The organism is Pseudoalteromonas sp. G4, from assembly GCF_028875915.1.
Lineage (GTDB): Bacteria > Pseudomonadota > Gammaproteobacteria > Enterobacterales > Alteromonadaceae > Pseudoalteromonas.
Map to the genome: position 1 here is coordinate 1 of NZ_JAPEHW010000113.1, position 9,481 is coordinate 9,481.

A 9,481-nucleotide genomic window follows, 5' to 3' on the forward strand; every position below is an offset into this window, starting at 1 on the left:
CCGCCACAACCTGATAATTCGAGTAATAGTAACTCAGGATTACAGTTTAATATGCCATCAATTGATGTTGGTGGTACGGCAGGTGGTCTAGATGGCCCAGGCGCATTTGGCCGAGATGGTGATGCTACACCTATCGTTCGAATTGAGCCTAAATATCCGCCACAAGCTGCGCGTGATGGTAAAGAAGGTTGGGTACAACTTCGCTTTACTATCGATGAAGTTGGTGGTGTAACTGATATTGAAGTAATTAACGCTGAACCGAAACGTATTTTCGACCGTGAAGCTAAACGTGCTTTACGTAAGTGGAAATACAAGCCTAAGATCGTTGATGGTAAGCCACAACGTCAAGCTGGCATTGAAGTTCAACTCGACTTTAAACTTGACCAAGGTTAGGAGGCAGTATGAAAACTTTATCTAAAGTAACCGCGCTTGCCTTATTAATTTCGCTTGGTGGTGCAGTTTATTCTGCACCTACTTTGGCTAAAGCTGATCCTGCAAAAATTGAAGAACGCAAGAAACGCAAAACCAAAGTAATGGGTGAACGTACTGGTAAAAAAGTTGTTAAAGCATTTGATGTTTACAACGGCGACCAGGAAAAAGGAATCGAGGGTGATGTTCCAGCAGCTTTACAAATGATGAAGGAAATTTCGCCTTCTGATGAATTTGATAGAGCACAGGTTAATTACTATATGGCGCAAATGAGCTACCAGCTTGAAAAGTTTGACGATGCAATTCGTCTTGCTAAAGCGGCAGCAAAGCCAGATGTTCTAAACTTTAAAGACCAAGCGACGGTAATGAAGCTTATTGCTGACTTACAACGTCAAGAAAAGCAATATAAAGAGGCTCGTGAGTCTTATTATGCTTGGATGGACTTTACGGGTGAGGAAGATGCAAAAGTTTATTTAGCAATTGCAGCAACTTACTACGAAACAAAAGAATACAAGAACATCATTGCTCCAGCTGATCGTGCAATTGAATTGTCTAAGAAAGAGCCAATCAAAAACGCTTACGACTTAAAAGTAGGTGCTTATGTTGAGCTTAAGCAATTCAATAACGCAATCAAAACAAGTGAAGAGCAAGTTAAGATTTGGCCAACAGAATACAAGCTATGGACTCGTTTAGCTTCTTTCTACATGACAGTTGAAGACTACAAAAAAGGTCTTGCAGCTGCGAAAGTAGCAGAACGTAATGGTGCGCTTGAAACAGCAAACCATTTTAAATTCCTTGCTAGCTTATATTCACTTAACGAAATGCCTTACCAAGCAGGTGTTACACTTGAAAAAGCGGTAAAAGCAAAGAAAGTTAAGAAAGACAAGTCTACAGTTTCTACACTTGGTGCATATTTCCATAATGCTAAGCACTATGAAAAAGCAGCTAAGTTATATGTTGAAGCAGCAGATTACGATAATGACTCAGAGTTATATCGTAAAGCAGGTTCAATGTTAGTAACTAGCGAAGACTATGCACTAGCTGTTCAAAACTTGAAGAAAGCGTTAGAGCTTGGCAATAACAAGAAAGGTCAGATTTACTTAGACCTTGCAGAAGCTTACCTTCAGCAAGAAAAGTATAAATTGGCTTATCAAAATGTTCAGAAAGCGGTAGATTATCCGCAGACGAAGAAATTTGCTAAGAGCTGGTCTCAGTACATTAAAGATAAAGGATTATCCGCAGACGAAGAAATTTGCTAAGAGCTGGTCTCAGTACATTAAAGATAAAGCGATCCGTAAGGGCGTTAAAATCTAATATGTATTGCACAAAAAAGCCCCTGTTGGGGCTTTTTTATTGCCTATAGTATATAAATGCTTAGCTTAATGAAGAGAATAGGTATCTATTTGATAGGTATTTATCCCGCTTTCTTCCGCACAGTGAAGTGCAGTAATTGTCCTCTCAAATACTGTTTCTGGCTCAATACCATTATCTGGTAGCACATTAACTGCACCAATACTAATGTTACAATGCAGCAAACCGAGCTTTTCCTGTTCATGTAAAGCATGTTGTATTCGCTCCACAATAACTTGTGTGCCACTTGCATCTAAGCCAAATAATCCCATTGCAAAACAGTGTTTATTAAAGCGACACGTGATATCTGTACTGCGTAACGTTTGCTCGGTCAAAATATTACCGACTTGGATTAAGCGAGCTGTATCTGCTTCATTTAACAACTTGATATGTGGATTAAATAATAAAATGGATAAACTGTCTTTATCGCGGATAAGTCTGTGCCATTCGCGGTTAAAAATTTCCATAAAGTAGGCTTGGTTGTATAATCCTGTTTCTGTATCGCGAAATGAGGCGTTTTGAAATGAAAAAATCATATGCGCTCCAGATTTACATTCTCTTTTAAGGTTAGATTACATTGATTAAATTTACGCAATTATTCATCGCAATTTGTACTGCTTTTTTATTATTTGGGTGTGAAAAGCCAGTTGAGAATAAAAGCCAAGAAGAATTAATTACGGAATATAAAACTTTAAATAATCTGCTTCAGCCTGTAAAACAGCAAACGAGTACATCTGTATGGCCTTTTAGCGACGATTATTTAATAGCGCGCGATAACATACTAAAACAGCTTCTAAGAGCGGATAAAGGCAATACAGAAGTCGCTTTATTGACAATTGAACAGCGCTTTACTGAACGCTTTTTCCCGTGGCCGTATAATGCCAATCCAGTTTTGAATTATGTTAATTCGAATTCACAAATTAATGATGTTGCTTTAGCTGAATTTATTACCTTTACACAAGGCAAAATGCTATCAGCCTATCAAGACAAGGTAAGACTTAGTCATTTTGAGTTAACGAGACTACAACAGCATGTAACACAGGCTAAAACTAAACTGGTAAATTATCCGAATTCAATTGACGCACTAAATACATTTAATCAGTACTTAGCTGATTATGTTCCAAGACGCAGTCCTGGTATTGGTGCATTGCCAAATGGTAAAGATTGGTATCAAGCCCGTTTGAATTATTTTGTTGTAAGCGCGCAAAAACCAAATGACATTCTTAACCGCTTACTTGAGATTAAAACTGACTTACCAAGTGAAACTAAGTTTATCACTTGCTACACAACCAATGAGTGCAATAACACAAGTGGGTTAGACTGGCGAACAGCTTACAGTAATCGCCTGGAAGAATTTAACAATATTAAGTTTGGCATTGAACAAGCAATCATTGCTGAAGTAGATTATGGGATCCATGCGCAAGCATGGAGTAGTGAGCATGCACTTACAGTATTGCTTAATGAATTAAAAGTTTCTAACGTTCAAGCAAACTTAATATTAGAAAAAATATTGAAAGAACCTGCGCTTGCAATGGTGAACATCCCATTAGGTAATTAACCTAATGGGAGCAGTTCTTACAACGCTGTGTTGCTGGATCATTATTGAGCAATTCAAGCTCAATGGGTTCTTCGCAATCGGCACAGTAACCATATTGGCCAATATCAAACTGGGCTAATGCCGCTTCTAACTGAACCAAACGGCTCAATTTAGGTTCATGATTCAATAGAAAATGCTTTTCCAGAAAATCTGGCCAATCACTATAGTTGATGGTATGTAAGTCATTAACAATGGCAGGCTGAGCTTGTCCATAATGCTCAATAACGTCTTTACGTAAAGTATCTAACTCTACTTGTAGCCTGCGTTTGAATAACTCAAGTGATACTGTCATTCTCATTCCCCTTTCAATTCCAAGCACATAGATAGTGCAATAATGGATTATAGGGGCGGACTTTTTAACGCGACATGATATGAATCAACAACTCGTAACTTTGTTACTCGCCTGTAAAATTTTATCTAGCACTTCTTGGCTTGATTTTAAGCGCTTAATTTCTTCAAAGAAAATTTCAGCTTCAGGGTAATGCAGCTTTAAGTAAGCTAGCCACTGTTTAGTACGACTCGCAAAATAACGTTCACTATTACCGCCATCGCAGTGCATGTTCGAATCAACAATATGCGTTAACACAGCTTGCCATGAAATAGGCTGATAATCTTTAGCGAGTCGCCTTGCAGCAATTTCAGCAGCAAGATCAGGCTGGGCTAATGCACCACGGCCAAGCATAACGTGCTCGCAACCACTGCGCTCTTTACACAAGGTGTATTGCTCGAAATTCCAAACCTCACCATTGGCAACAACTTCAATATTACTTTTTTCTTTAAGAGGTTTTATTTTTTCCCAGTAGGCGGGTGGGCGGTAGCCGTCACGTTTAGTGCGGGCGTGAATAGCAATACTATTTGCGCCGGCACTATTAACAGCATCAAATATTTCTTGGCTTTGTGAACTGTCATCAAAACCAAGACGCACTTTAGCCGAAACCTCATCCTTTTCTGGTACAGCATTACGAACGGCTTTTACGATTTGGTAAATTTGCTCAGGCTCTTTAAGTAAAACAGCACCACCTTTGCTTTTATTAACGGCTTTTGCAGGGCAGCCAAAGTTTAAGTCTACGCCATGAGAACCTAATTCAACGGCACGAACGGCATTTTCAGCAAGAATAGGCGCATTTTGCCCAAGTAATTGAATACGAACTGGTGTGCCTGCTTTGGTTTTTCCTGAGAAATTAAGCTCAGGACAATAGCGAAAAAATACCCGCGGCGGTAAAAGCGCATCAACAACGCGAACAAATTCGGTAACACATAGATCAAACCCACCAAAATCGGTAAGTAATTCTCTCATATGGAAGTCAACAACACCTTCCATTGGGGCCAAAATTAGTTTCATCGCTACGCTTATCTTGTGATTCTCGGCGGCGATTTTAACGAGCTTAAAAGCTAAACACTATTATTTTTTTAATTACAGCGCTAAACTGAGTTTGCTCAATGGGTTAGCTGTACCATAATGAGATTTACTAAGTAATTGACCAAAAAAATTAAATTTATTTGAAATAATATTTATAAAAGCTAGGTCACCTTAAACAATCAAGTAAACGTAAAACGAGACAACTATGAAAACACTTAATAAAAATTCAGTAGCAATGACAGTAGGTGCGGCAGTAATCGGTGCATCAAGCCTAGTAGCAACAGCGGCTCACGCAAATCCATTCCAAGTAACAGCAATGCAATCTGGCTACATGCTAGATGCGGGCGAAGGTAAATGTGGTGAAGGCAAATGCGGCGGCGACAAAAAAGCTGAGAAAGAAGGCAAGTGTGGCGAAGGCAAATGCGGCGGCGACAAAAAAGCTAAGAAAGAAGGCAAGTGCGGCGAAGGCAAATGCGGCGGCGACAAAAAAGCTAAAAAAGAAGGCAAATGCGGCGCTAAAAACAAAGCTAAAAAAGAAGGCAAGTGTGGTGAAGGCAAATGCGGCGGCGACCACAAAGCCAAAAAAGAAGGCAAGTGCGGCGAAGGCAAATGCGGCGGCGACCACAAAGCTAAGAAAGAAGGTAAGTGTGGCGAAGGCAAATGCGGTGGCGACAAAAAAGCTAAAAAAGAAGGTAAGTGTGGCGAAGGCAAGTGCGGCGGTCACCGTTAGTTAATAGCTTGAAAGGCCAGCTTAGCTGGCCTTTTAGTTAATTAGATAATAAAAAGGTTTGGAGGGGCAGTGAATAAACATGATTTCGGTATGGTAGGGCTAGGGCTTAGGCGTGAAATGCTTGACCCTTTAATCGACAATTACCCAAAGCAAGTGGACTTTTTAGAAGTCGCACCTGAAAACTGGCTTATCTTAGGTGGTGCATTAGGGAAGAAGTTTAAGCAGCTTACTGAGCAACACAATTTTGTGTGCCATGGCTTATCACTGTCTATCGGTTCGCCAGAGCCACTTGATATCGATTTTATTAAAGAACTCAAGGTGTTCTTTAAACAGCACAATATCAAAGCATACAGTGAACATCTAAGTTACTGTTCTGGTAAAGGCCATATGTATGACTTGATGCCAATACCATTTAGCGAAGAATCAGCACGTTATGTTGCAGAGCGTATTCGCACGGTACAAGACATTCTCGAAATGCCTATTGCGATGGAAAACGTGTCTTATTATGCAGCCCCTGCACAGCAAATTTCTGAGTTAGATTTTACAAATTTGGTATTAGAAGAGGCCAATTGTGAACTCTTACTCGATGTAAATAATATTTATGTAAATTCAATTAACCACGGCTACAGTGCTTCTGAGTTTTTAAAAGGCTTGCCTACAAAGCGCATTCGTTATGGTCATATTGCGGGTCATTATAATGAGGCTGAAGATTTAATTGTTGATACCCATGGCGCAGATGTAATTGACCCTGTGTGGCAGCTTTTGCGCGAGGCCTATCAAATTCATGGTGTGTTCCCAACTTTGTTAGAACGTGATTTTAATATTCCCGAAATGTCAGAATTGTTAGTTGAAGTCGACACAATTGCGACGATTCAAGCCGAACAAAGCAAGCGAGAAAGTGCTTAATGAGTTTTCAAGCAACACAACATGCTTTTATGCAGCATATTCGCGATCCTGAAAATAACGCGTTTCCAAATATTGAAGACCGCCGTTTAGCTATTTACCGCGAACTCTTTTTTAATAATGTTGAAGGCTTTGTTAGCTCTGCATTTCCAGTATTACAGTCACTCTACAGCGAAGAAGATTGGCTGGTATTAGTACGCAAATTTTTTAGCCAGCACGATTGCAAATCGCCTTATTTTTTACAAATTTCCGAAGAGTTTTTGGCATTTTTATCAAATGAATATCAGCTCACAGATGCCGATCCTGAATATATGCTAGAACTTGCCCATTATGAATGGGTTGAACTTGCACTCTCTATTGCAGATCAAGACCCTAATGAAGGGCAAATTACCGATATACAATCACAGCCTTTGTATTTTTCATCACTGGCATGGCGTGTAAGTTATGCTTACCCAGTGCAATTTGCATCAAGTGATAATCCACAGTTAGCGGCAATGGATGAAGGGAATCACTTAGTGATTTACCGCGATAGCGATGATGACATTCAGTTTGTCGCAATTAACGGCATCACAGCCCATTTATTACAGCAAATTGAAAGCAACCCTGGTATTAGTTTTAGTGCTTTGCTAAATGTGATGTTAGCGGCGTTACCGCAAGTTGAGGAGTCAGTACTTGAAAGTGGTTTAGTAAGCACGCTGATTGATCTTGCTGAAAAAGGCGTATTGGTCACAAAATAACACTTTTGATCTAGATCAACTTCCTCTATCATATGCGGCGATTTTTCGTGCTTAAGATGTAGAGGTAATTATGGCGCAAAAAGGTGATTTTAAAGATCCGTTCAATGCAAAATACTTCATTGGTTTCCTAGCTGTGTTTGCAGGCATTGGTTGTTTAAATGCAATTCTAGGTTGGGCGACTTTACTAAGCGCTTAATTTAAATACCGCCACGTATTTTCGTGATGATTTGGCCGATTTATCGGCCTTTGTTGTTTCTGAAATACGCTAATCTTACGAATCCTCCGCATTTGATATTCGTTTTTATGTCAAACTTTGTATAATGACCTGTAATTAAAATATTGGGGAAAACCATGACCTTGTCAGTTTCAGACTTAGAACTAGTAAAAAACAGCATTGCGACTGTGCCAGACTATCCAAAGCCAGGCATTATGTTTCGTGATATTACTAGCTTATTAGCTGAGCCAAAAGCATTCCAAACGGTGCAAAAAGCACTTGTTGAAAAATATAAAGACAATGCATTCGATGTGATTATTGGCACTGAGTCACGCGGCTTTATTTTTGGCGCGCCACTTGCGCTTGAATTAGGCATTCCATTTGTACCTGTGCGTAAGCCAGGCAAATTACCACGTGAAACAGTTTCGCAATCGTATCAACTAGAGTACGGTGAAGACACACTCGAAATCCACAAAGATGCAATTAAGCCAGGCGACAAAGTGTTACTTGTAGACGACTTACTTGCAACAGGCGGCACTATTGAAGCAACGGTTAAACTTGTTGAAAAGTTAGGTGGTAAAGCAAGTGATGCTGCATTTGTAATTTCATTACCTGAACTAGGTGGTGAAGACCGTTTAGCAGGTCTTGGCTTAAATATTCTTAAACTAGTTGAGTTTGAAGGCGAGTAAATGAGCTATCAAGTTCTGGCAAGAAAGTGGCGTCCACAAAACTTTCATCAGTTAGTTGGGCAACAACACGTTAAACAAGCCTTGGTAAATGCGCTTGATCAAAAGCGATTGCACCATGCGTATTTATTTACCGGTACCCGTGGTGTAGGTAAAACCACTATTGCCAGAATTTTTGCAAAAAGCCTTAATTGTGAATTAGGCATTACTAGTCAGCCGTGTGGCAGCTGTAATGCCTGTGTTGATATCGAGCAGGGCCGTTTTATCGACCTGATTGAAATCGATGCAGCGTCACGCACCAAAGTAGAAGATACCCGTGAAATTCTCGATAACGTACAATATGCGCCAACCCGTGGCCGCTATAAAGTGTACCTTATCGATGAAGTACACATGCTCTCTAAGCACAGCTTTAATGCGCTGTTAAAAACCTTAGAAGAGCCACCTGAGCACGTTAAGTTTTTACTTGCGACGACTGATCCGCAAAAACTACCCGTTACGATTTTGTCTCGCTGTTTGCAATTTAACTTAGCAGCACTTTCTGAACATGAAATCGACACTCAGTTAACGCATATTCTTAATCAAGAACAGTTAGCTTTCGAGCCTGAAGCGCTCAAACAACTTGCGCAAAGTGCTAAGGGCAGTATGCGTGATGCACTGAGTTTAACAGACCAAGCAATCGCGCAAACCAACGGCAATATTACCCACCAAGCAACGAAACAAATGCTTGGGTTAATGGATATTACGTGGGCGCAAAGTTTATTGATTGCGGCTATGGCAAGCGATGGTGATAGTTTATTAGAACTAAGCGCAAAATTGGGCTTACAAAACGGCAATTATGGCGCAGTTTTAGATGATTTAATTAAATTATGCCATTTGATTTTAGTTGCTAAATTAGTGCCATCAGCCGCGCAGCTAAGCGAACAATACGCTGACTTTATTAGCCAGCTGGCAGTAGAGGCAGATACCCGTGAAATTCAGGTGTATTACCAGCTGCTGTTAAACGGTAAAAAAGACTTAATGCTGGCACCAACAGAGCAACTTGGCTTTGAAATGGTTATGCTAAAGTTGCTGGCATTTGAACCTGCAGGCATGCAAGCACAGCCGTCAGCACAGCAAAACCAACAAGTGCAAACATCACAAGCGACTCCAAGCGCACGCGTTTCACTAAAAGAGCAATTAAAAAAACAAAAAGAAGCTCTGGAAAATAAGCCGATTGCGCAACCAGAGCCTCAACAAAAGCAACAACCAGAGCCACGATCTGAACCAGTTCAAACTATTTCTGCTGCACCAGCGGCAGTTGCAATGCCAACAATAGAGCAAACGCCACCAGAACAATCAGTACCAGAAGTTGCTCAAGCTGAATTAGAGCAGCAAGTAAATCAGCAAATGGATGATGTACTTGCACAAGCTGAGCAGTTGACAGCGCAGTCTCCTGCACCTGCAATGTTTGAGCAACAGCAACAGCAACAGCAACA

The 9,481-nt window shown here is 40.4% G+C and carries 12 protein-coding genes; 9 read left to right on the forward strand and 3 right to left on the reverse strand.

The genetic code is table 11. The annotated features are described in order from the left end of the window. Positions 1–393: energy transducer TonB (locus ON073_RS19385; RefSeq protein WP_274763526.1), on the forward strand; the 393-nt coding region annotated here is incomplete at its 5' end. Positions 394–401: 8 nt separating this feature from the next. Then, complete coding sequence (locus ON073_RS19390; RefSeq protein WP_274763527.1) at positions 402–1,688, forward strand: hypothetical protein; 1,287 nt, start codon at positions 402–404, stop codon at positions 1,686–1,688. 120 nt (positions 1,689–1,808) lie between these two features. On the opposite strand, the gene ON073_RS19395 is transcribed toward ON073_RS19390, so the two are convergent. Beyond that, complete coding sequence (locus tag ON073_RS19395) at positions 1,809–2,315, reverse strand: GGDEF domain-containing protein (protein ID WP_274763528.1); 507 nt, start codon at positions 2,313–2,315, stop codon at positions 1,809–1,811. 41 nt (positions 2,316–2,356) lie between these two features. Between ON073_RS19395 and ON073_RS19400 the strand changes: the two genes are divergently transcribed. After that, complete coding sequence (locus tag ON073_RS19400; RefSeq protein WP_274763529.1) at positions 2,357–3,337, forward strand: hypothetical protein; 981 nt, start codon at positions 2,357–2,359, stop codon at positions 3,335–3,337. A 1-nt stretch (position 3,338) separates the two neighbouring features. On the opposite strand, the gene ON073_RS19405 is transcribed toward ON073_RS19400, so the two are convergent. Both ON073_RS19405 and ON073_RS19410 read right to left on the reverse strand, forming a co-directional pair. After that, positions 3,339–3,668 carry a TraR/DksA family transcriptional regulator gene (locus tag ON073_RS19405; RefSeq protein WP_274763530.1) on the reverse strand — a complete coding sequence of 110 codons (330 nt, stop codon included), beginning with the start codon at positions 3,666–3,668 and terminating at the stop codon, positions 3,339–3,341. Positions 3,669–3,752: 84 nt separating this feature from the next. Next, positions 3,753–4,718, reverse strand: a complete 966-nt coding sequence (locus ON073_RS19410; RefSeq protein ID WP_274763531.1) for a tRNA-dihydrouridine synthase — start codon at positions 4,716–4,718, stop codon at positions 3,753–3,755. Between the two features lie 223 nt (positions 4,719–4,941). Between ON073_RS19410 and ON073_RS19415 the strand changes: the two genes are divergently transcribed. From ON073_RS19415 to dnaX, 6 genes are all read left to right on the forward strand, one after another. Next, entirely contained in the window at positions 4,942–5,466 is a 525-nt protein-coding gene (locus ON073_RS19415; RefSeq protein WP_274763532.1) for an HvfA family oxazolone/thioamide-modified RiPP metallophore, read from the forward strand. Positions 5,467–5,556: 90 nt separating this feature from the next. Next, a complete protein-coding gene (locus ON073_RS19420; protein ID WP_274763537.1) occupies positions 5,557–6,372 on the forward strand; it encodes an HvfB family MNIO-type RiPP peptide maturase in 816 nt (271 codons plus the stop codon). Then, on the forward strand, positions 6,372–7,106 hold the full coding sequence (locus ON073_RS19425; RefSeq protein WP_274763533.1) for an HvfC family RiPP maturation protein: 735 nt from the start codon (positions 6,372–6,374) through the stop codon (positions 7,104–7,106). The genes ON073_RS19420 and ON073_RS19425 overlap by 1 nt, the downstream gene beginning before the upstream one ends. A 70-nt stretch (positions 7,107–7,176) precedes the next feature. Further along, on the forward strand, positions 7,177–7,302 hold the full coding sequence (locus ON073_RS19430) for a hypothetical protein (protein ID WP_267884427.1): 126 nt from the start codon (positions 7,177–7,179) through the stop codon (positions 7,300–7,302). A gap of 155 nt (positions 7,303–7,457) precedes the next feature. Next, positions 7,458–8,009: an adenine phosphoribosyltransferase gene (gene apt, locus ON073_RS19435; protein ID WP_274763535.1), complete on the forward strand. Its 552-nt coding sequence runs from the start codon at positions 7,458–7,460 to the stop codon at positions 8,007–8,009. Beyond that, on the forward strand, positions 8,010–9,481 hold a 1,472-nt coding region (gene dnaX / locus ON073_RS19440), incomplete at its 3' end, for a DNA polymerase III subunit gamma/tau (RefSeq protein WP_274763536.1). It abuts the gene before it with no gap.